Below are 20909 nucleotides of genomic sequence, written 5' to 3' on the forward strand. Positions count from 1 at the left end.
GCGCCTTCTCCCGCGCCCCTCCCGTCGCCCCTTCCCCACACGTACGAGGCGCCCATCGCGCCGAACCGGGGGCGCCGGGCTCCGTCCGTTGGCATCATGGCCCTGCCGGGAGTACCTGACGGGGTGGGGTGGCGGCGCTGTGGCCGGTACGGAGGAGCAGGAGCAGGAGCAGGAACACGAGCGGGAGCTGCGCCAGGCCGAACTCGCCGAACAGGTGGCCCTGCTGGCGGACCGGGCCGGGGCTGACTCCGCCGCCTCCCTGATCCGCCGCACCGCCCGCCGCGCGGAATCCCCGAGGGCCCGGATCTGCGTCATCGGCGGCAGCAACGTCGGGAAGTCCCGGCTCGTCAACGAACTGGTCGGCGCGGCGTGCGTACCGGTGTCCGTGCACCCGACGGGCGGGCCGCCCGTACTCGTACGCCCCTACACCGCCGGGTCCGGCGGACCGGCGGGATCCGGCCATGCCACCGGACCGGGCGAGACCCCCGCCCCCGGGGACCCCGAACCGGCGGGCCTGCGTACCGTACGCGTGGAGGTGCCCTCCGGGTCCTGGGCGGCCCGTACCGGGGTGGAGCTCGTCGACACCCCCGGCTGGGAGGGATGGTCCGGAGTACGGCAGCCGGACACCGCGGCCCTCGCCCGGATCGTCGGCGACTGCGACGTGGTGGTCGTCGCCACGGAGGCCCGCCGCGCGATGCTCGCCACCGAACAGGCCCGGATCAAGGCGCTCGCCGCCGCCCCGCACAGCCCGCCGCTCGCCGTCGTCGTCACCAAGCCGGCCGAGGTCGAGGACGAGGCGCCCGACATCCTGCGCCGCGTCAGCCACCTCGTCTCGGTCCTGGCCCCCGAGGCGCTGGTACTGACCGGCCCGGTCCCGGCCCCCGGCGCCGGGGAGCCCGACGGCATCGACCCGCTCCGCGCCGTACTGGGCCACCTCGCCGGGATCCGGCTGCGCCGCGCGCTGCGCACCTTCCGCCGGCTGCACCTCCTCGCGGCCACCTGCGCCCTCGTGGACGAAGCCGCCGGACGGGCGCTGGCCGACGTGCACCGGCCCGACCCCGTCCGGACGCGGGCCGCCCAGATCTGGCACACCGCCCACGAGAGCGCCCGGTTCCACTGGATCGTGCTCAGCGCCGACGCCGGGGACTGGCGCGCCACCCTCGTCCAGACGATCGCCGCCGAGGCGCGCGGGCGCCGCGCCGCCACGGCGCGCGAACTCGCCGCGCGCTTCTCCGCCATGCTGGAGACGCCGGAGGAGCAGCACTTCATACGCCTCCACGCGATCCCGTACACCGCCGAGGCCCTCCAGCACTTCGAGGCCTGGATCACCGAAGCCGTCGACCGGGCCCTCGAAGAGGACGTCCGCCGGCTGCGCGCCGCCCTGCTCCGCAACAGGCCCGGCGAGGAACTGTTCCAGGGCCTGGCCGCCCCCGGCGCCGGGCGGGTCGTACCGGCCGCGGCCCTGCCCCCGGTCGCCGAGGAGGCCGCGGCCGCCGAATCGCGCAACGCCACCGGCTGGGACGCCTCCTGGCTGCCGGAGTTCGTCGGCACCGCCATCGAGAGCGTGCTGACGCCCATGTCCGCCGAGGTCGTCGGCCAGATCGCGGGAGCCGCCGGTACGGCGCTGGTGACGGAAGCCCTCGAACACGGCCAGGCCGAGCGCCGCGAGCGCGTCATCGACGACCTGGAACGGATCGTCGAGGCGGCCTTCACGGAGCAGGTGGCACGGACCGAGGCGCGCATCGGCCAGGTCTACGACCGCCTCCTCGGCCAGGCACAGGAACGCGACGAGCAGTGGTGGCGGCTGCACACCACCGCCGTCGCCGCCCAGCCGGAATCCCTCGACCACTGGCGTTCACTGCGGAGCACGGCGCGGACGCTGAGCCGCGCCGTGCACGCCCACCTCTCTCCCCTGGAAGGGGCCTGATGGCGCAAGAGAACCGGCGGTCGACGGCCGGCCAGGAATCACCGGCCCCGCAGTTCCGCGGCTGGAGCGAGAACATCGGAACACTGCGGTCGTACTACCAGCGCCTCCAGCAGGTGGCCGGCGAGGCCGCGGCCGTCATCGCCCCGCAGGGAAGCCCGGGCGGGGCGCTGGACCTCGGCATCAACGGGGCGGTCTTCGAGCGCGAGACCTTCCGGATCATGGTGCTCGGCGAGTTCAGCAGCGGTAAGAGCACCCTGATCAACGCCCTGCTCGGCAAGCGGCTGCTGCCCACCAAGGCCAATCCGGCCACCGCCTTCACCACGGTCCTGCGCTGGGGCGAGACCGAGCGGGCCTGGCTCTACCGGGACGGGGACCGGCGCAGCGGCGAGACGGCCGTCACCACGGAGGAGTTCAAGCGGGAGGTCGCCCTCCAGATCGACGCGAAGGGCGCGCCCCGCACCCCGTCCTTCGCACTGGCCATCGTCGAGCAGCCGCTGGAGCTGCTGCGCAGGTCCGTCGAGATCGTCGACTCGGCAGGGATCAACGAGAGTTCCGACCGCGAGCTGGTGACCCTGCGCTACCTGGAGGAGGTGGACGCCGTCCTCTTCGTCACGGACGCGGGACGGCCGTTCACCCTCCACGAGACCGAGAACTATCTCTCCCGGGTCAGGAAGCTGGGCCACCGCGACATCTTCTTCGTGGTGAACCAGTTCGACCGCATCGAGGAGGAGGAGCGGGCGGAGGTGATGAGCCGCTGCCGCAACTCGGTCGCCGAGTTCACCGGGGAATCCGGCGGCGCCACCCCCAACGTCTTCTTCATCAGCGCCCTCCAGGCCCTGCGCGCGCGGACCGACGGCAACGAGGAGGCCCTGAAGGCCTCGGGGATCGGGCAGTTGGAGTCCGCCCTGGAGGTCTTCTGCATGCGCGACGCGGCCCGGGTGAAGTTCGTCCGGCTCGCCGAGTTCCTGCGCCACAACGCCGTCAACCTGCGCGTGCGCCTGCACGACGAGGGCGCGGTCCTGATGAAGTCGACCGCGGAGCTGCGCGAACTCCTCGACCGCAGCCAGTCCACCCAGGACCAGCTGCGCGCCAGCGCCGACGCGATCCGCGACATCGTCAGCACCAAGATCCTCGGCATCGAGAACGAACTGCAGCTGAGGTTCGCCGCGTTCCTGACGGACATCAGCCGCGAGATCGGCGGATGGCACGTCACGACCGGCCCCGGGCGCCTGACCCGGGCCGTGCGCTCCTTCACCAAGGGAGGCCGCGTCGCCGCCCAGCACGAGCTGATGGACGCGTACACGGTCCAGCTCCAGGAACACATGCAGGTCTTCTGCGCCCAGGAGCTCGACCAGGTCATCGAGGAGCGGCAGGGGGACCTGGTGCGCCAGCTCGAACCGCTGATCCGGGCGCACGCCGACCTCCTCGACAAGCTGCGCGCGGAACTCACCGGCTCACAGTCCGAACGGGACCAGAACTACCTGATCTACACGCTGGCCATCGCGGCGGGCAAGGGCAAGGCGGGCCGCGACGGGCGCCGCCACAGCGACGACGTACCGCTGATGTTCCGCCCCAGCTCGCTCATGGCGCTCGGCGCGGGCGGCGGCGCGGTGGTCGCCGGCGGGGCGACGGCAGCCGCGGCGGCCGGACTGATCAGCCTGGGCCTGGCCGTTCCGCCGGTCGGCGTGGCGGTGGCCATCGGCGCGGCGATCGGACCGCTGCTGGCCTCGGGTGCGGTCTTCTTCGCCGACGGCAAGCTGCAGACGCGAGCGGCGGAGGAGTTCGCCGTCCACGTGAAGGACTCGGCGGCCCAGACCGCCCGCCAGTACGCGGGCAGCCGCGCCGCGGACCTGCGCGAGATGTGGGGCGGCATCAGCGGCACGCTCCACGTCCAGCTCCAGGACCTCATCGGCATCGTCCAGCGCAACATCGAGGAGTCCCGGCAGGACGAGCAGGCCAAGGCGGGCATGCGGGACCAGCTCTACGCCTTCGAACAGCGGATCACCGACGTCGAGCAGCACATCGCGACCTTCCTCCAGCCCTTCGTCTCCGAGGCGGAGCGCGAACAGTAGCCGCGCACGGGAACGGAAACGGAGACGGGAACGGGGACGACCGCCGGACCGATCACGGCCCGGCGGTCGTCCCCGTACGGCTCACTACCCGGCGAAGCCCAGCTCGCGGGCGATGAGCATGCGCTGCACCTCGCTCGTGCCCTCGCCGATCTCCAGGATCTTGGAGTCGCGCCACATGCGCGCCACCGGGTACTCGTTCATGAACCCGTAGCCGCCGTGGATCTGCGTGGCGTCGCGCGCGTTGTCGACGGCGACCGTGGAGGAGTACAGCTTCGCGATCGCCGCCTCCTTCTTGAACGGCTCCCCGGCGACCAGGCGGGAGGCGGCGTCGCGCCAGCCGATCCGCGCCATGTGGGCGCGCATCTCCATGTCGGCCAGCTTGAACTGGATGGCCTGGTTGTCGCCGATGGGCCGGCCGAAGGCCTTGCGCTCCTTCGCGTACTTCACCGACTCGTCCACGCAGCCCTGCGCCAGGCCGGTGGCGAGCGCCGAGATCGCGATGCGGCCCTCGTCGAGGATGCGCAGGAACTGCGCGTAGCCGCGGCCCTCCTGGCCGACCAGGTTGGCCAGCGGCACCCGTACGTTGTCGAAGGCCAGCTCACGCGTGTCCGAGGAGTTCCAGCCGACCTTGGAGTACGGCGCGGCCACGGTGAAGCCCGGGGTGCCGGACGGCACGATGATCGAGGAGATCTCCGGGCGGCCGTCCGCCTTGCGGCCCGTCACGGCCGTGACGGTGACCAGGCCGGTGATGTCCGTACCCGAGTTGGTGATGAAGCACTTGGAGCCGTTGATCACCCACTCGTCGCCGTCCTTGACGGCGGTGGTGCGGGTGCCGCCGGCGTCGGAGCCGCCGTCCGGCTCGGTCAGGCCGAAGGCGCCGAGGATCTCGCCCGAGCACATCTTCGGCAGCCACTGCCGCTTCTGCTCCTCGGTGCCGAAGAGGTGGAGGGGCATGGCGCCGAGCGAGACGCCCGCCTCCAGGGTGATCGCGACCGAGGAGTCGACGCGGGCCAGCTCCTCCAGGGCGATGCCGAGGGCGAGGTAGTCACCGCCCATGCCGCCGTACTCCTCCGGGAAGGGCAGGCCGAACAGGCCCATGCGGCCCATCTCGCGGACGATCTCGTACGGGAATTCGTGCCGCTCGTACAGATCGCCGATCTTGGGGGCGACCACGTCGTGGGCGAACGCCTCGACGGTACGGCGGAGTTCCTCGTGCTCGGGGGTGAGCCGGTGGTCGAGGGCCATGGTTCTCGTTACTCCTTGTGGGAGAGGGCGCGGACGGTACGGGAAGGGCTCGGTCGGCCCAGTTGTTCGGCCATCCACACGCTCGTGGCGGTGAGGGCGGCCAGATCGACCCCGGTCTCGATGCCGAGGCCGTCGAGCATCCACACCAGGTCCTCGGTGGCGAGGTTGCCGGTGGCGCTCTTCGCGTACGGGCATCCGCCGAGGCCGCCCGCCGAGGCGTCGACGGTGGTGACCCCGTGCTGGAGCGCGGCGAGGGTGTTGGACAGGGCCTGGCCGTAGGTGTCGTGGAAGTGCACGCCGATCCGGTCGGTCGGCACGCCCTCCTCGTTGAGTTCGCTGAGGAGGGTCTGGACGTGGCCCGGGGTGGCCACGCCGATGGTGTCGCCGAGGCTCAGCTCGTCGCAGCCGAGGTCCAGCAGGGCCTTGGCCACGCGGACCACCTGGTGGACCGGGACCGGCCCCTCCCACGGGTCGCCGAAGCACATGGAGAGGTAGCCGCGCACGTGCGCCCTGCCCTCCTTGGCGCGGGCCACCACCGGCTCGAACATGGCGAGGGACTCGGCGACGGTCCGGTTGAGGTTGCGGGAGGCGAAGGTCTCGGTGGCCGAGCCGAAGACGGCGATACGGGTGGCCCCGAGGCCGAGCGCGCGGTCGAGGCCGCGCTCGTTGGGGACGAGGACGGGCAGGTGCACCCCGGTGAGGTCGCCCAGCTCGGGGAAGAGCTGCTCGGCGTCGGCCAGCTGGGGCACCCACTTGGGGTGGACGAAGCTGGTGGCCTCGACGGTGGTGAGGCCGGCGGCGGCGAGCCGGTGGATGAACTCGGCCTTGACGGCGGTGGGTACCGCCGTTTTCTCGTTCTGCAGCCCGTCGCGGGCGCCGACCTCGTGGATGCGGACGCGGGCCGGCAGCCCGGGGGCCGGCACGGTCATGGGCAGCCCGTTCACGGCGTCTCCTCCTTGGCTTCCCCGTCCTCGTCCGGGGTGACGACGGCCAGGACCTGGTCCATGGCGACGGTGGTACCGGGGGATACGTCCAGCTCGGTGACCGTGCCGGAGTGCGGGGCGGAGATGACGTGCTCCATCTTCATGGCCTCGACGACGAGCAGGCTCTGCCCGGCCACGACCTGGTCCCCGACGGCCACCTTGACGACGGTGACGGTGCCGGGCATGGGGGCGGCGAGGGTGTCGGCGCCGGCGTGCCCGGCGCCGGTGAGGGCGGCGATGACGGGGTCGTGGTCCTGGACGTGCCAGGAGTCCGCGTCGCGCCCGAGCCAGATGCCCTCCGCAGAAGCGGCGTGGCTGAACCGGTGGGTGACCCCGTCGAGTTCGACGGTGACGTGGTCCGGGGTGCGGCTGACGATCCGTCCGCGGGCCGGTACCCCGGTGGCGTCGGAGACGACCAGCTCGGACTCCGCGCCCCGGCTGCGGGTGCGGACCTGGACCGGGTCCTGCCCCGGGAGACGGAAGTGGTGCACCGTCCAGGCCGGCGTACCGCCGAGGCGCCAGCCGTCGGCGGCCGAGAACGGGTCCGCCCAGCCCGGGTTCCGCGGGCCGCCGCCAGGGGCGGGGTGCGGGAGGGCCAGCAGGGCCGCGGCCGCGTACACCTCGTCCGGGACGCCCTCCGGGAGGAGGGAGGGGAGGTCGCGCTCGACGAGGCCGGTGTCCAGATCGCCCGACACCACGTCCGGGTGGGCCAGCAGCCTGCGCAGGAAGCCGGCGTTGGTCTGCACGCCCAGGATCACGGTGTCGGCGAGGGCGCCCCGCAGCATGCGCAGGGCCGTCGCCCGGTCGGGGCCGTGGACGATGACCTTCGACAGCATCGGGTCGTACGTGGAGCCCGTGTCGACTCCCGCCACCAGCCCGGAGTCCGTCCGTACGGAGCCGCCCGACGGCTCGGAGAGCGCCAGCACGGTGCCGCCCGACGGCAGGAACCCGCGCGCCGGGTCCTCGGCGCAGACGCGGGCCTCGATGGCGTGCCCGGTCAGCGCCACGTCCGACTGCGAGAAGGCCAGCGGCGCGCCCGCCGCCACCCGCAGCTGCTGCTCCACCAGGTCCAGGCCCGTGACCAGCTCCGTCACCGGGTGCTCCACCTGGAGACGGGTGTTCATCTCCATGAAGTAGTACGAGGACGGGTCCCCGCCGGGGACGATGAACTCCACCGTCCCCGCGCCGACGTACCCGCACGAGCGGGCCGCCTCCACGGCCGCCGCGCCCATCGAGGCCCGCAGCTCCGGCGTGAGCAGGACCGACGGGGCCTCCTCGATCACCTTCTGGTGGCGCCGCTGGAGCGAGCACTCGCGCTCGCCCAGGTGCACCACGTTGCCGTGCGCGTCCGCCAGCACCTGGATCTCGATGTGCCGCGGCCGGTCCACCCACCGCTCCACGAGCAGCGTGTCGTCACCGAACGAGGACCGCGCCTCGCGGCGGGCCGCCGCGATCTCCTCGCCCAGCAGCCCGGCGTCGCGGACCAGCCGCATGCCCTTGCCGCCGCCGCCCGCCGAGGGCTTCAGCAGCACCGGCATGCCGATCTCCTCGGCAGCCGCCACCAGTTCGGCGTCCGACAGGCCGCTGCCGGAGGAGCCGGGGACCACGGGCACGCCCGCCGCCTTCACCGTCTCCTTGGCCCGGATCTTGTCGCCCATCAGGGAGATCGCCGAGGCCGGCGGCCCGATGAAGGCCAGTCCCGCCTCCGCGCACGCCTGCGCGAAGGCCGCGTTCTCGGCGAGGAACCCGTACCCGGGGTGGACCGCCTCGGCCCCCGTCCGCCGCGCGGCGTCGAGCAGCCGCTCCACCGACAGGTAGCTCATCGAGGCCGCCGCCGGGCCGATCCGGACGGCCGTGTCGGCCTCCCGTACGTGCCGCGCGTCCGCGTCCGCGTCGCTGAAGACGGCCACGGACCGCACGCCGAGCTCCCGCAGGGTGCGGATGACCCGTACCGCGATCTCGCCGCGGTTCGCGACCAGAACAGTGCTGAACATCGAAGAGGTCCTCACGTCACATACGGAAGATGCCGAAAGCGGAGTCGCTCAGGGGAGCGTTCGCGCAAGCCGTCAGGGCGAGCCCCAGCACCTGCCGGGTCTCCATCGGGTCGATGACCCCGTCGTCCCACAGCCGCGCCGTGGCGTAGTAGGCGTTGCCCTGTTCCTCGTACTGGGCCCGGACCGGGGCCTTGAAGGCCTCCTCGTCCTCCGCCGGCCATTCCTGGCCCGCGCCCTCGATCTGGTCCCGCTTGACGGTCGCCAGTACGGACGCGGCCTGCTCGCCGCCCATCACGGAGATCTTGGCGTTGGGCCACATCCACAGGAAGCGCGGCGAGTACGCCCGCCCGCACATCGAGTAGTTGCCGGCTCCGTACGAGCCGCCGACGACCACCGTCAGCTTCGGGACCCGCGCGCACGCCACGGCCGTGACCATCTTGGCGCCGTGCTTGGCGATGCCGCCGGCCTCGTAGTCGCGGCCGACCATGAAGCCCGAGATGTTCTGGAGGAACAGGAGCGGGATCCCGCGCTGGTCGCACAGCTCGATGAAGTGCGCGCCCTTCTGGGCGGATTCGGCGAACAGGATGCCGTTGTTGGCGATGATCCCGACCGGGTGGCCGTGGATCCGGGCGAAGCCGGTGACCAGCGTCTGGCCGAACTCGGACTTGAACTCCTGGAAGCGGGAGCCGTCCACGATCCGGGCGATGATCTCGCGGGCGTCGTACGGGGTGCGCGAGTCCACCGGGACCGCTCCGTACAGCCCGTACGGGTCCACCTTGGGCTCTTCCGGCGCCTCGACCGACCAGGGCAGGGCCCCGCGCTCGGGCAGGGTCGCCACGATGTTCCGTACGATCCGCAGCGCGTGCGCGTCGTCCTCCGCGAGGTGGTCGGTGACCCCGGAGATGCGGGAGTGGACCTCGCCGCCGCCGAGCTCCTCGGCCGTGACCACCTCGCCGGTGGCGGCCTTCACCAGCGGCGGGCCGCCGAGGAAGATCGTGCCCTGGCCGCGGACGATGACGGCCTCGTCGCTCATCGCGGGGACGTACGCGCCGCCCGCGGTGCAGGAGCCGAGGACGGCGGCGATCTGCGGGATGCCGGCGCCGGACATGCGCGCCTGGTTGTAGAAGATGCGGCCGAAGTGCTCCCGGTCGGGGAAGACCTCGTCCTGCATGGGGAGGAAGGCGCCGCCCGAGTCGACCAGGTAGAGGCAGGGGAGACGGTTCTCCAGGGCCACTTCCTGCGCGCGCAGGTGCTTCTTGACGGTCATCGGGTAGTACGTGCCGCCCTTGACGGTGGCGTCGTTCGCGACGATCACGCACTCGCGGCCGCTGACCCGCCCGATGCCCGCGATGACCCCGGCGGCCGGGGCCGCGCCCCCGTACATGCCCTCGGCGGCCAGCGGGGCCAGCTCCAGGAAGGGCGATCCGGGGTCGAGGAGGGCGTCCACGCGGTCGCGGGGGAGCAGCTTCCCGCGGGCGGTGTGGCGGGCGCGGGCCTTCTCGCCGCCGCCGAGCCGGGCCGCGTCGAGCCGGGCGCGCAGCCCCTCGGTGAGCTCGCGGTGGGCGGCCTCGTTGGTCCGCCAGGCCTCGGACGCCGGGTCCGCGGCGCTCGTCAGCACTGGTGCCTGCTGCATCGGTCGAGCTCCCTTGCTCGGTGCACGCTGTTAATGAGCGTTAACGCATGTACAGCTTAGGTTAACGAGCGCTAACGGCCCTGTCTAGAATGGATTCCCATGAGCACCAGAGCCGCCGCCCCGACCCGTCGCGAGCAGATCCTCAGCGAGGCCGCCCGCCTCTTCGCCGCGCGCGGATTCCACGGCGTCGGCGTGGACGAGATAGGGGCCGCGGTCGGTATCAGCGGCCCCGGCCTCTACCGCCACTTCGCCGGCAAGGACGCCATGCTGGCCGAGCTGCTCGTCGGGATCAGCGAGCGGCTCCTGACGGGCGGGCGCCACCGCGTGGCCGAGGCCGCGGGCGACCCGGACGGCGTACTGGCCTCCCTCATCGACGGGCACATCGACTTCGCCCTCGACGACCGGGCGCTGATCACCCTGCACGACCGGGAGCTGGACCGGCTGCGCGAGGCCGACCGCAAGCTGGTGCGCCAGCTCCAGCGGCAGTACGTCGAGCTGTGGGTGGAGGTCGTACGGGAACTGCACCCGGAGGTCGGCGAGGCCGAGGTGCGGGTGTCCGTGCACGCCGTCTTCGGCCTGCTCAACTCCACCCCGCACCTGGCGGCGCTCGGCCGGGAGGCGACGGAATCGCTCCTGCGGCGGCTCGCGCACGGGGCGTTCGGGGCGCTGTCGGGGTGAGGCGACGCGTCCGATGGTCGGAATGGCACCGCCTGCGGGGGCCCGGCGGCGGCAGAATGGGCCGCATGCCGAAGCCGATAGAGACGCACGTACCGAACCGCGCCGAGCTCGTCGACCACCTGGTCCGCACCCGGATCTCGGGCCAGGTCGCGACGCCCCGCGAGAACAACCTGTCGCACTACCGCAAGCTGGCCAACGGCGACCGGCACTACTGGCTGGGCCTGGAACTGGGCGACCGCTGGACGGACGAGCAGGACGTGCTCGCCGTGATGGCCGAGCGGGTCGGCGTCGTCGACGACGCCACGCACCGCTTCGGCCAGGACACGATCGACCCGGAGCTGACCGTCGCGGGCCTGGACCGGATGGCGGCGCGGCTGCGCAAGGCCGCCCTGGACCGGCAGAGCGTGCTCCTCGCCACGGGGCACCCGGGCGGGCTGCTCGACGTGCACCGGGCGACGGCGGCGGCGCTGCGCGCGGCGGGCTGCGAGATCGTGGTGATCCCGGCGGGGCTGGTGGCGGACGAGGGCTCGGTGTGGCAGTTCGCGGACGTCGCCGTGCTGGAGCGGGGCGCCACGCTGTGGCACACCCACTCCCCGGAGCCGATGGCCGCGATCCTGGACGGTCTGGCGGCTTCGGGCCGCCCCCAGCCGGACCTGGTCGTCGCCGACCACGGCTGGGCGGGGTGCGCGGCGCAGCGCGGGCTGGACGCGGTGGGGTACGCGGACTGCAACGACCCCGCGCTCTTCCTCGGTGAGGCGGAGGGCACCCTCCAGGTGGCGGTCCCCCTCGACGACCACGTCCGCGACCCGCGCTTCTACGACCCGATGGTCGCGTACCTGCTGTCGGCGGCGGGCCTGCTGTAGCGGGCCCGGCGGGGCCTCGCCCAGGCCCCGCCGACGCGGTCGGCGGCCGGCCAGGGGGTGTCCGGCTAGCCGAGCCAGTTCGTCATTTCGGTCTGGACGGCGGAGCCGTCGAGGTCGGCGAGCTTCATGCCCACGAAGGTGCGGGCCCAGTCCGAGGTCTGGATCCGGAACGGCATCTTCTCGGCGGTCAGCGCGTCGACGACCGGCGCCGCCGCCTGCTCCGGGGTCTGCGCGGTGTCGCTGCCGAAGGACTGCATGGCGTGGTCGATGTAGCCCTGCAGGGACGGGGCGTACGGACCCGCCTGCGCGAGCAGCGCCGGCAGGTCGAGCCCGACGTTGTTCACGAACTCGCTGGAGACGGCGCCCGGCTCGATGACGGACACCTGGACGCCCATGGCCGCGGCGACCGGGGCCAGGGACTCCATGAAGCCCTCGACGGCGAACTTGGCGGCGCAGTAGGACTCGTTGAACGGCTGGCCGACCACGCCGCCGACGCTCGTCACGGTGATGACCCGGCCGCCCGAGGCGCGCAGGTGGGGGAGCGCGGCCCGGGTGAGCTCGGCGACGCCGAAGAAGTTGACCTCCATGACGCCGCGCAGCTTCTCCATGTCGTGCTGCTCGATCGTGCCCACGAAGCCGGCGCCCGCGTTGTTCACGACCGCGTCGAGGTGGCCGTGCTCGGCGACCACCTCGGCCACGCACGCGGCCACGGAGTCCGCGTCCGTCACGTCGAGCCGCTTGACCTGGACCAGATCGGAGACGCCGGCCTCGGCGGCGGCCTTGGTCAGGGCGTCGGCGCGCGAGGTGTCCCGCATCGTGGCGACGGTGTGCCAGCCCGCCCGGGCGGTGGCGACCGCGGCGGCCAGGCCGATGCCGGAGGAGGTGCCGGTGATCAGGACGGTCTTGGCGGCGGTGCTGGTGCTCATGAGGACTCCTTAGGTTTGTGCGTGCACACACACATTAACGATGTGTGCGTGTGCACGCAACCCGGTATCCTTCACGTATGGCGCACACGCATCTCAACCTGGACGGCCTCACCCCCCGCGACCACGCCTTCTACGGCCTGGTCTGGGCCGGAACCACCCTGACCGCCCGGGTCGACCAAGCCCTCACGCGCCGGCACGACCTGCCGCTCTCATGGTTCGAGGTGATGCTGTGGCTCAGCGTGCAGCAGGAGCCGGTCGCCCCCTCCGAGCTGGGCGCCAAGACCCTGCTCAGCCGCAGCCAGGTCTCGCGCGTGGCCGATTCGCTCCGGGCCCGCGGCCTGATCGAGCGGGTCCCGTCGCCGACGGACGCCCGCTCCGTGGGCATCGCCCTGACCGAGGCGGGCCGCCGCGCCTTCGCGGAGGCCGACGCCACCCGCCGCGAGGCCCTCGCCGAGGTCTTCGACGACCGCCTCGACGACGCGGACATAGCCGCGCTGGAAGCGATCTGGGCCAAGCTCAAGGCCAAGCCCGAGGCGTAGCCTTCGCGGCGTCACCGGCCCTTCCGCCGAAGGGCGTTGTCAGTGGCCGCGGCTACCGTCGAAGGCGTGACGAAACCGCCGAAGAACCAGAACGCGCTGTCCTCGCTGGCCGAGGACCCGCAAGGCCGCGCCCTGGGGCTGGACCTGCCGCCCGGCACGATCATCGACGGGCCCGCCGGGCGGACCCCGCCGCGCTCCCGGGCGCGGCGCGAGCCGCTGCTGTGGGTCTCCGACGAGCCGGTCGGCGTCGGCGCGCTGGCCGCCTGCCGCGCCCGCCTCGCCCCGGCCGGCTCCGGCCTCCAAGCGGTGCTCCTCCACGAGCGGCGCGGCCTGGAGCGCTGGTGGACCCGTGAGGAGCTCTACCCCGCTTCGATGTCCGACCCCGACGACCACCACGTCGAGCCGGTGCTGCGCGCGTTCTGGGGCGGGGTCGTCCCCGATCCCGAGGAGGGGGAGGGCCCCGACGGCGCGGGGCTCATAGCCCCCTTCGGCCGCGACTGGCCGGGCCTGGCGGAGCACCGGGTCCCGCAGGAGGATCCGGAGGAGGCCGCCCTCGCGCTCGCGGACGAGCTGGTCCGCGACGGGGTCCTGCCGGCCCCGCGGCTCGCGCTGGTACCCGCCGGCCGGGGAGCCGACGTACCGACCGCGATGGGCTGGCAGGGAGCGGCGAACCACGAGAACGACACGGCCCTGCTCACCACGGTCCTGCGCTCGTGGGAGGAGCGGTTCGGCGCCCGGGTAGTCGCGCTCGGCTTCGACGAGATCCACCTGTCCGTGGCCGCCCCGCCCCCGACGAGGGTCACGGCCCTGCCGGTGGCCGCCGAGCACTTCGCCTTCTGCCCCGACAACGTCTGGCAGGGCTCCGGGAGCGTGCGCGCCTACGCGGACGAGGCGGTGACCGGCGTCGGCCACTGGGCGTTCTGGTGGGACTGACGGAGCGGGCGTTACGCGCGGGGGACGCGTACGACGCCCTCCTGGATGACCGTCACGGCCAGGCGCCCGTCCTGGGTCCAGATCCGGGCCTGCCCGAGCCCGCGCCCGGCCGCGGCCGAGGGGGACTCCTGGTCGTACAGCAGCCATTCGTCGGCGCGGAACGGCCGGTGGAACCACATCGCGTGGTCCAGCGAGGCGCCCACCACGTCGCCGACCGCCCAGCCGCCCCGGCCGTGCGCGAGCAGCACCGAGTCGAGCAGGGTCATGTCCGAGACGTACGTGGCCAGGCAGGTGTGCAGGAGCGCGTCGTCGCTCTCCAGCTTCCCGGCCGTACGGAACCACACCTGCGAGCGCGGCTCGACCGGCTTGCCGACGCTGCCCCAGGGCGGGACGGTGGCGTACCGCAGGTCCACGGCGCCGCGCGCCTCGATCAGCCGTTCCACCGTGCCCGGGTCGCGGAAGATCTCCCGGTACGCGGGCAGCGCCTCGGCGGCCGTCGGCAGGGTCTCGGGATCGGGCGCGTGCGGCATCGCGCTCTGGTGGTCGAGGCCCTCCTCGTACGTCTGGAAGGACGCGGAGAGGTGGAAGATCGGCTGGCCGTGCTGGACGGCCACGACCCGGCGGGTGGTGAAGGAGCGCCCGTCGCGGATCCGGTCGACCGCGTAGACGATCGGCGCGCCCGGGTCCCCGGCGCGCAGGAAGTACGAGTGCAGCGAGTGCGCGGTGCGGTCCTCGGGCACGGTCCGCCCGGCCGCGACCATGGCCTGGGCCGCGACCTGGCCGCCGAAGACGCGCGGTACCAGCGCCGAACGGCTGGTACCGCGGAAGATGTTCTCCTCGATCTGCTCCAGGTCGAGCAGATCGAGGAGCGTCGTCAGTGCCTCGTTCATGGAGTGAGGGCCAGGGCCTTACAGCCCCATCGCCTTGGCGATGATGGACTTCATGATCTCGCTGGTGCCGCCGTAGATGCGGTTGACGCGGTTGTCGGCGTACAGGCGCGCGATCGGGTACTCGTTCATGTAGCCGTAGCCGCCGTGCAGCTGGAGGCAGCGGTCGATCACGCGGTGCGCGACCTCGGTGCAGAACAGCTTCGCGGAGGCGGCCTCGGCGGGGGTCAGCTCGCCGGCGTCCAGGGCCTCCAGGGCGCGGTCCGCGACGGCCTGGGCGGCGTCCACCTCGGCCTGGCAGGCGGCCAGTTCGAACTTGGTGTTCTGGAAGTGCGCGACCGGCTTGCCGAAGACCGTGCGGTCGGTGACGTACTGCTGGGCGAACCGGACGGCCGCGGCGGCCTGGGCGTACGCGCCGAACGCGATGCCCCAGCGCTCGGAGGCCAGGTTGTGGCCGAGGTAGTAGAAGCCCTTGCCCTCCTCGCCGAGCAGGTCCTCGACGGGGACCTTGACGTCGACGAACGCCAGCTCGGCGGTGTCGGAGGTGCGCAGGCCCAGCTTGTCCAGCTTGCGGCCGATCGAGTAGCCCTCGGACTTGGTGTCCACGGCGAAGAGGGAGATGCCGAAGCGGCGGTCGTCCTCGCGCGGGGCGGCGGTGCGGGCGCAGACGATCACGCGGTCGGCGTGCACGCCGCCGGTGATGAAGGTCTTGGCGCCGTTGAGGACGTAGTGCGTGCCGTCCTCGGAGAGCTTGGCGGTGGTCTTCATGCCCGCGACGTCGGAGCCGGTGCCCGGCTCGGTCATCGCGAGGGCCCACATCTCCTCACCGGAGACGAACTTCGGCAGGTACCGCTTCTTCTGCTCGTCGTCGGCCAGCATCTTGATGTAGGGGAGCGCGAGCAGCACGTGGACGCCGGAGCCGCCGAAGTTCACGCCCGCGCGGGCGGTCTCCTCGTACAGGACGGCCTCGAACTTGTGGGTGTCCAGGCCCGCGCCGCCGAACTCCTCGGGGACGTTGATGCCGAAGATGCCCAGCTCGCCGAGCTTGTAGTAGAAGTCGCGCGGAGCCTGGCCGGCGGCGAACCACTCGTCGTAGACGGGGACGACCTCGGCCTCTATGAAGGCGCGGATGGTCTCGCGGAACGCTTCGTGGTCCTCGTTGAAAACGGTACGGCGCACAGCCGCCTCCTCGATCCTGTCGCCCGTCGCGCTGTCGCGCCGTGTCTAAGCGCTTGCTCAGACCACTAAGTTACCGGTGGGTCGGGTGGGCTGTCCAGAGTCGCGGAGGGGGACCGGGTGTGATGTCCGGCGCCGGCCGGGGGCGGACCGCCGGCCGGCGCCGACGCTCACTTGCCGAGGACCTTGCCGGTCCACTGGCCGGCGGCGCCGTGCATCAGCGCCTCGTGGCCGAGGACCTGCGTACCGGGCAGCGCGGCCATGCCGATGTCGCCGGCCGGGGCCGCGCCGTTGTGGGAGCCGACCGTGTTGTCGCGGCCGGCGTTGAACACGTCGTCGCCGGCCACCTGGGACAGGTCGCCGAAGACGATCGAGTACGTGTTGTCGATCGGCGCGTACACGGTGAAGGTGTCGTCTGCGGACGCGGTGGACGCGCCGGCCAGGATGACGCCGCCGGCGGCGAGAGCGGTCAGGGCGAGGCGGATCGATCGCACGAGGGCACTGCCTTTCGAGGTGGGGGTTCGCAAGCAGTGCGAACGTAGGCCGCCGCGCGCCGCGAGGCGGCGAGCCCCCCACGGGAAGCCCCGAGTCCATCCGTACGGCGCAGCCGTCCCTGGTCCGGTGCGGTCAGTCCCGCGGGGCCCGGCTCAGCGCGAACCACAGCTCCATCCGGGTGTCCGGGTCGTCGAGGTCGCGGCCCAGGAGGGCCGCGGCGCGGGCGATGCGCTGGCGGACGGTGTTGCGGTGCACGCCGAGGGCGGCGGCGCTGCGGTCCCAGCTGCCGTGGTGGGCCAGCCAGGCGCGCAGGGTCTCGCGCAGGGCGGGGGAGAGCGGGCCGAGCAGGGCCGCGGCGTGGGCGCGGGCCTCGGCATCGCCGACGAGCCCCGCGAGACCGGGTTCGGTGTGCCGCACCAGCGGGGTACGGGCCGCCTCGGCGCGGTCCAGGGCCCGGCGGGCCTGCGCGTCGGCGCCGGCCAGCGCGCCGGGCCCGGCCGGGGCGCTCACCCCGAGCCGCCACCCGGGCTGCGGCGACGGCTCCCGGTCGGTGAGCAGCCGTGGCGTCGGACCGTCCGGGTCCAGCAGTACGGTGCCCAGCGCGGCGGCGAGGGCCTGCGGATCCCCGGTGCCGGCGGCCCGTACGGCGTACCAGGGCCCGGGGCCGAGGGCCTCGGCCGGGGAGCCGCCGAGCAGCAGGCGGGTGAGCACGGCGGCTTCGGTCCCGGCGGGCCGTTCCGCGGTGAGCAGGGTCAGCAGGACGGCGGCCACCGACGCGATCGTGTGGTCGCCGGGCGCCCGCTCGGCCGTGGCCACGCCCAGGGCCCGGCTCCCGCCGAGGGCGTAGGCGGCGAGCTGGACCCCGCCCGCGGTGGCGGTGGCCGTGGCGGCGGCGCCCGGGGCCACCCGGCCGGCCAGCGCGGCCAGTGCGGCCACCGCCTCTTCGCCGGGCGCGGCCCCGGCGGAGACGGACACCCGCCCCACCGCCCCATCCCCGGCCCGCCCAGCGCCCTCGGCAGCCTCTGTGGCCCTGGTGCCCCCCGCGGCCCCAGCGCTCCCCGCCCCGGCAGCCCCTGCGGCCACCCCGGTGGCCCCGGTGGCCCCGGCCGGGCTCGGGGGGGTCAGGACGGCGGCCCAGCCGTTCAGGCTCGACGCCAGGCGGCGCAGTACCGCCGGGACCGGGTCGGGCCGGGCGGCCGCCGCGGCCAGGGCCTGCTGGGCCTCGGTGACCCGGCGCAGCTCGCGGGTCCGCGCTTCGGCCATGAGCCGCCACACGGCCCGGGCGACGGCCGTGAACCGGGTCGGCGGCGGCACTTCCAGCAGCGGCAGCCCGTGCCGGGCGCAGGCCCGGGCGAGCTCCGGGGGCACCTGCGCGTGCAGGGGCGCCACCCCGAACCCGAGCGCGGCCACCCCCGATCCGACCAGCCGCCGCACGTACGCGTCGGCGGCGTCGGGGTCGGCGGCGTCGGAGCGGCCCGTGCCGGCAGCCGACCCCGATCCCGATCCCGACCCCGATCCCGACCCCGATCCCGCCTCCGCCAGCCCCGCCCCCGCCGTGAGCAGGAGCTCGCCGCCGAGCAGGTAGGGCGACGGGTCCGCCATCTCCGAGGCGTGCACCCCGTGCACCTCCGCCCCCTCCGGCCCGGCGACCAGCCGCAGCTCCAGCGCCCGGTCGGCGAGCAGGGCGCCGAGCCCGACCGCAGGCGTGGGCGGGCCGTCGGACCCGGCAGGCTTCGGCATGGATGCTCCGTACAGTTCGAGGGCGCTCGGTGGATGAAACGTACACTTCGCGCCCCGCGGACGCCCGCTTACGCTCGAAGGACCGCATGTAGGACCTCCAGAAGGGCACCCCCCATGAGCACCGAGCAGACGCCGCGCGGACCGGTCGACTCCTCCCGCATCCCGCGCTACGCGGGCCCCGCGACCTTCGCCCGGCTGCCCCGCCTGGACGAGGTCGGCTCGGCGGACGTCGCCGTCGTCGGCGTCCCCTTCGACTCGGGTGTCTCGTACCGCCCCGGCGCCCGCTTCGGCGGCAACGCCATCCGCGAGGCCTCGCGCCTGCTGCGCCCGTACAACCCGGCGCAGGACGCCTCCCCGTTCGCGCTCGCGCAGGTGGCGGACGCCGGCGACATCGCGGTGAACCCCTTCAACATCAACGAGGCCGTCGAGACGGTCGAGGCGGCCGCCGACGAGCTCCTCGGCGCCGGCTCCCGCCTGATGACCCTCGGTGGCGACCACACCATCGCCCTCCCGCTGCTGCGCTCCGTCGCGAAGAAGCACGGCCCGGTGGCCCTGCTCCACTTCGACGCGCACCTGGACACCTGGGACACGTACTTCGGCGCCGAGTACACCCACGGCACCCCGTTCCGCCGCGCCGTGGAGGAGGGCATCCTCGACACCGAGGCGCTCTCGCACGTCGGCACGCGCGGCCCGCTGTACGGCAAGCAGGACCTCGACGACGACGCCAAGATGGGCTTCGGCATCGTGACCTCGGCCGACGTCTACCGGCGCGGCGCCGACGAGGTCGCGGACCAGCTGCGCCAGCGCATCGGCGACCGTCCGCTCTACATCTCGATCGACATCGACGTGCTGGACCCGGCGCACGCGCCCGGCACCGGCACGCCGGAGGCGGGCGGCATGACCTCCCGCGAGCTGCTGGAGATCATCCGCGGCCTGTCCTCCTGCAACCTGGTCTCGGCGGACGTGGTCGAGGTAGCCCCGGCGTACGATCACGCCGAGATCACCTCGGTCGCGGCCTCGCACACCGCGTACGAGCTGACGACCATCATGAGCCGCCAGATCGCCGCCGCGAAGAAGGCGTAGCAGGACCCGAGAAGGGCGAGTAAGCGCACGTGACGCACGACCACGACCTGGTACTCCGTCCCACCGACGCACAGCGGGCGGCCGCCCTCGCGCCGCCGCCCGGGCGGACGGGCGGGGACCTGGTCGTGGAGACGCTCCGCGGCCTCGGCGCGACCACCGTCTTCGGTCTGCCGGGGCAGCACGCGCTCGCCCTCTTCGACGCGGTCGGCCGCTCCGACCTGCGGCTGATCGGGCTGCGTACGGAGAACAACGCGGCCTTCGCCGCCGACGCGTACGGCCGCATCACGGGCGAGGCGGTCCCGCTGCTGCTGTCGACCGGCCCGGGCGCGCTGATGGCCCTGCCGGCCCTGGCCGAGGCGGCCGCCGCCTCGGCGCCCGTCCTCGCCATCTCCTCGCAGGTCCCGGTGGCGGGCCTGGGCGGCGGGCGGCGCGGGCACCTGCACGAGCTGCGGGACCAGTCGGCGTCGTTCCGGGACGTGGTGAAGTCGGTCCACACGGCCCGCACGCCCTCGCAGATCCCCTCCGTGATCGCGGAGGCCTGGGAATCGGCGCTGACGGCCCCGCACGGCCCGGTCTGGGTGGAGATCCCGGAGGACGTGCTGCGCGCGGAAACGGTGATCCCGCAGGTCACGGCCGTGGACGCGAGCCCGCACGAACTGGCCCCGCGCCCCGAGCTCACCGCGCTCGCGGGGCACTGGCTGGAGCGTGCCGCGCGCCCCGTGATCATCGCGGGCGGCGGGGTGGTCCGCTCGGACGCCGCGGGGAAGCTGCGGCAGCTCGCGGAGCGGCTCAACGCCCCCGTGGTCACCACGTTCGGCGGCAAGGGCGCCTTCCCGTGGACCCACCCGCTGTCCCTCCAGTCCTGGCTGGAGGACCGCCACATGACGGACTTCCTGGAGGACGCGGACGTCCTGCTGGTGGTCGGCTCGGGCCTGGGCGAACTGTCCTCGAACTACCACACGTTCCTCCCGACGGGCCGGGTCGTCCAGATCGAGGCGGACCTCGGCAAGCTGGAGTCCAACCACGCGGCCCTCGGGATCCACGCGGACGCCCGCCTGGCCCTCCAGGCCCTCCTGGAGACGGTCGCGGAACGCGAGGACCCCGGAGCGCCGGAGCGGGTCCGCCTGCTCCTCTCGGAGATCGAGGACCGCCTGTCGACCCAGGGCGTCTCGCTGGAGCGCGGCCTCCTCACGTCGATCCGCGCGGCGCTCCCCGCCCGCTCCCCGTCCTTCTGGGACATGACGATCCTGTCGTACTGGGCCTGGTCGGCGTTCGACGCGAAGCACCCCAACACGATGCACTCGGCGCAGGGCGCGGGCGGCCTCGGCTACGCCTTCCCGGCGGCCCTCGGCGCCTGCGTCGCGGAACCGGGCACCCCGGTCCTCGCGGTCTCCGGCGACGGCGGCGCGATGTACTCGATCGCGGACCTGGCGACGGCCAGGCAGCACGACCTGGACGTGACCTGGCTGATCGTGGACGACGGCGGCTACGGCATCCTGCGCGAGTACATGGCGGACTCCTTCGAGGGCCGCACGACGGCCACCGAACTCGCCCGCCCGGACTTCGTCGCCCTGGCCGAATCCTTCGGCGTCCCGGCGTCGACGACGACCCCGGAATCCCTCCGCGAGGACCTGAAGAAGTCCCTCGCCACCCCGGGTCCCACCGTCCTGGTGCTCCCGGCCACCCTGAAGATGTTCGCCCCGACCCACCTCTAGGCAGGCTGCGGCCCCAAGCG

At 73.5% G+C, this 20909-nt stretch carries 17 protein-coding genes; 8 read left to right on the top strand and 9 right to left on the bottom strand.

Translation table 11 applies throughout. The features are described from left to right. Positions 1 to 139: 139 nt before the first annotated feature. Both CP980_RS21515 and CP980_RS21520 read left to right on the top strand, forming a co-directional pair. Positions 140 to 1927 carry a P-loop NTPase family protein gene (locus CP980_RS21515; RefSeq protein WP_167535864.1) on the top strand — a complete coding sequence of 596 codons (1788 nt, stop codon included), beginning with the start codon at positions 140 to 142 and terminating at the stop codon, positions 1925 to 1927. After that, positions 1927 to 3999, top strand: a complete 2073-nt coding sequence (locus CP980_RS21520) for a dynamin family protein (RefSeq protein ID WP_150528856.1) — start codon at positions 1927 to 1929, stop codon at positions 3997 to 3999. The genes CP980_RS21515 and CP980_RS21520 overlap by 1 nt, the downstream gene beginning before the upstream one ends. Positions 4000 to 4083: 84 nt before the next feature. Here CP980_RS21520 and CP980_RS21525 read toward each other — a convergent pair whose 3' ends face one another. From CP980_RS21525 to CP980_RS21540, 4 genes are read right to left on the bottom strand one after another with little or no spacing between them, the layout of a single operon-like run. Beyond that, positions 4084 to 5244, bottom strand: coding sequence for an acyl-CoA dehydrogenase family protein (locus tag CP980_RS21525; RefSeq protein WP_053690426.1), 1161 nt, complete (start codon positions 5242 to 5244; stop codon positions 4084 to 4086). Between the two features lie 8 nt (positions 5245 to 5252). Continuing rightward, positions 5253 to 6173 (bottom strand): hydroxymethylglutaryl-CoA lyase, encoded by a 921-nt coding sequence (locus CP980_RS21530; protein WP_132756045.1) that lies wholly within the window; start codon positions 6171 to 6173, stop codon positions 5253 to 5255. Between the two features lie 11 nt (positions 6174 to 6184). Further along, positions 6185 to 8221 carry an acetyl/propionyl/methylcrotonyl-CoA carboxylase subunit alpha gene (locus CP980_RS21535; protein ID WP_150528857.1) on the bottom strand — a complete coding sequence of 679 codons (2037 nt, stop codon included), beginning with the start codon at positions 8219 to 8221 and terminating at the stop codon, positions 6185 to 6187. 16 nt (positions 8222 to 8237) lie between these two features. Continuing rightward, positions 8238 to 9854 carry a carboxyl transferase domain-containing protein gene (locus tag CP980_RS21540; protein ID WP_132755036.1) on the bottom strand — a complete coding sequence of 539 codons (1617 nt, stop codon included), beginning with the start codon at positions 9852 to 9854 and terminating at the stop codon, positions 8238 to 8240. 99 nt (positions 9855 to 9953) lie between these two features. Here CP980_RS21540 and CP980_RS21545 point away from each other — a divergent pair, with 99 nt between their 5' ends. After that, positions 9954 to 10532, top strand: a complete 579-nt coding sequence (locus tag CP980_RS21545) for an SACE_7040 family transcriptional regulator (RefSeq protein ID WP_030161614.1) — start codon at positions 9954 to 9956, stop codon at positions 10530 to 10532. A gap of 56 nt (positions 10533 to 10588) precedes the next feature. Beyond that, on the top strand, positions 10589 to 11395 hold the full coding sequence (locus tag CP980_RS21550; protein WP_132755038.1) for a phosphatase: 807 nt from the start codon (positions 10589 to 10591) through the stop codon (positions 11393 to 11395). Positions 11396 to 11460: 65 nt separating this feature from the next. Here the strand turns inward: CP980_RS21550 and CP980_RS21555 are convergent, their stop codons facing one another. Next, a complete protein-coding gene (locus tag CP980_RS21555; protein ID WP_132755040.1) occupies positions 11461 to 12321 on the bottom strand; it encodes an SDR family NAD(P)-dependent oxidoreductase in 861 nt (286 codons plus the stop codon). Positions 12322 to 12398: 77 nt separating this feature from the next. On the opposite strand from CP980_RS21555, the gene CP980_RS21560 reads away from it, so the two are divergent. Together CP980_RS21560 and CP980_RS21565 are read left to right on the top strand one after the other, a co-directional pair. Next, positions 12399 to 12860, top strand: coding sequence for a MarR family winged helix-turn-helix transcriptional regulator (locus CP980_RS21560; protein WP_132755042.1), 462 nt, complete (start codon positions 12399 to 12401; stop codon positions 12858 to 12860). 66 nt (positions 12861 to 12926) lie between these two features. Further along, positions 12927 to 13793 (top strand): DUF4253 domain-containing protein, encoded by an 867-nt coding sequence (locus tag CP980_RS21565; protein WP_229907064.1) that lies wholly within the window; start codon positions 12927 to 12929, stop codon positions 13791 to 13793. Between the two features lie 11 nt (positions 13794 to 13804). Here the strand turns inward: CP980_RS21565 and tesB are convergent, their stop codons facing one another. The 4 genes from tesB to CP980_RS21585 all read right to left on the bottom strand — a co-directional run bounded on the left by tesB (position 13805) and on the right by CP980_RS21585 (position 18091). Next, positions 13805 to 14683 carry an acyl-CoA thioesterase II gene (tesB, locus tag CP980_RS21570; protein WP_132755044.1) on the bottom strand — a complete coding sequence of 293 codons (879 nt, stop codon included), beginning with the start codon at positions 14681 to 14683 and terminating at the stop codon, positions 13805 to 13807. A gap of 18 nt (positions 14684 to 14701) precedes the next feature. After that, positions 14702 to 15859: an acyl-CoA dehydrogenase family protein gene (locus CP980_RS21575; protein ID WP_099892208.1), complete on the bottom strand. Its 1158-nt coding sequence runs from the start codon at positions 15857 to 15859 to the stop codon at positions 14702 to 14704. Between the two features lie 167 nt (positions 15860 to 16026). Then, positions 16027 to 16350 (bottom strand): hypothetical protein, encoded by a 324-nt coding sequence (locus CP980_RS21580; protein ID WP_150528858.1) that lies wholly within the window; start codon positions 16348 to 16350, stop codon positions 16027 to 16029. 133 nt (positions 16351 to 16483) lie between these two features. Beyond that, positions 16484 to 18091: a PucR family transcriptional regulator gene (locus CP980_RS21585; RefSeq protein ID WP_150528859.1), complete on the bottom strand. Its 1608-nt coding sequence runs from the start codon at positions 18089 to 18091 to the stop codon at positions 16484 to 16486. A 114-nt stretch (positions 18092 to 18205) separates the two neighbouring features. On the opposite strand from CP980_RS21585, the gene speB reads away from it, so the two are divergent. Beyond that, on the top strand, positions 18206 to 19174 hold the full coding sequence (speB, locus tag CP980_RS21590) for an agmatinase (protein WP_099892214.1): 969 nt from the start codon (positions 18206 to 18208) through the stop codon (positions 19172 to 19174). Positions 19175 to 19203: 29 nt separating this feature from the next. Next, entirely contained in the window at positions 19204 to 20889 is a 1686-nt protein-coding gene (locus CP980_RS21595) for a thiamine pyrophosphate-binding protein (RefSeq protein WP_150528860.1), read from the top strand. The last annotated feature ends 20 nt before the right edge of the window (positions 20890 to 20909 follow it).

The sequence above is a fragment of the Streptomyces vinaceus genome, assembly GCF_008704935.1.
GTDB lineage: Bacteria > Actinomycetota > Actinomycetes > Streptomycetales > Streptomycetaceae > Streptomyces > Streptomyces vinaceus.

Coding starts and splice junctions, on each gene's coding strand:
- speB (WP_099892214.1), top strand. CDS start 18,206: ATGAGCACCGAGCAGACGCCGCGCGGACCGGTCGACTCCTCCCGCATC.
- CP980_RS21520 (WP_150528856.1), top strand. CDS start 1,927: ATGGCGCAAGAGAACCGGCGGTCGACGGCCGGCCAGGAATCACCGGCC.
- CP980_RS21585 (WP_150528859.1), bottom strand. CDS start 18,091: ATGCCGAAGCCTGCCGGGTCCGACGGCCCGCCCACGCCTGCGGTCGGG.
- CP980_RS21530 (WP_132756045.1), bottom strand. CDS start 6,173: ATGACCGTGCCGGCCCCCGGGCTGCCGGCCCGCGTCCGCATCCACGAG.
- CP980_RS21545 (WP_030161614.1), top strand. CDS start 9,954: ATGAGCACCAGAGCCGCCGCCCCGACCCGTCGCGAGCAGATCCTCAGC.
- CP980_RS21540 (WP_132755036.1), bottom strand. CDS start 9,854: ATGCAGCAGGCACCAGTGCTGACGAGCGCCGCGGACCCGGCGTCCGAG.
- CP980_RS21560 (WP_132755042.1), top strand. CDS start 12,399: ATGGCGCACACGCATCTCAACCTGGACGGCCTCACCCCCCGCGACCAC.
- CP980_RS21550 (WP_132755038.1), top strand. CDS start 10,589: ATGGGCCGCATGCCGAAGCCGATAGAGACGCACGTACCGAACCGCGCC.
- CP980_RS21555 (WP_132755040.1), bottom strand. CDS start 12,321: ATGAGCACCAGCACCGCCGCCAAGACCGTCCTGATCACCGGCACCTCC.
- tesB (WP_132755044.1), bottom strand. CDS start 14,683: ATGAACGAGGCACTGACGACGCTCCTCGATCTGCTCGACCTGGAGCAG.
- CP980_RS21525 (WP_053690426.1), bottom strand. CDS start 5,244: ATGGCCCTCGACCACCGGCTCACCCCCGAGCACGAGGAACTCCGCCGT.
- CP980_RS21535 (WP_150528857.1), bottom strand. CDS start 8,221: ATGTTCAGCACTGTTCTGGTCGCGAACCGCGGCGAGATCGCGGTACGG.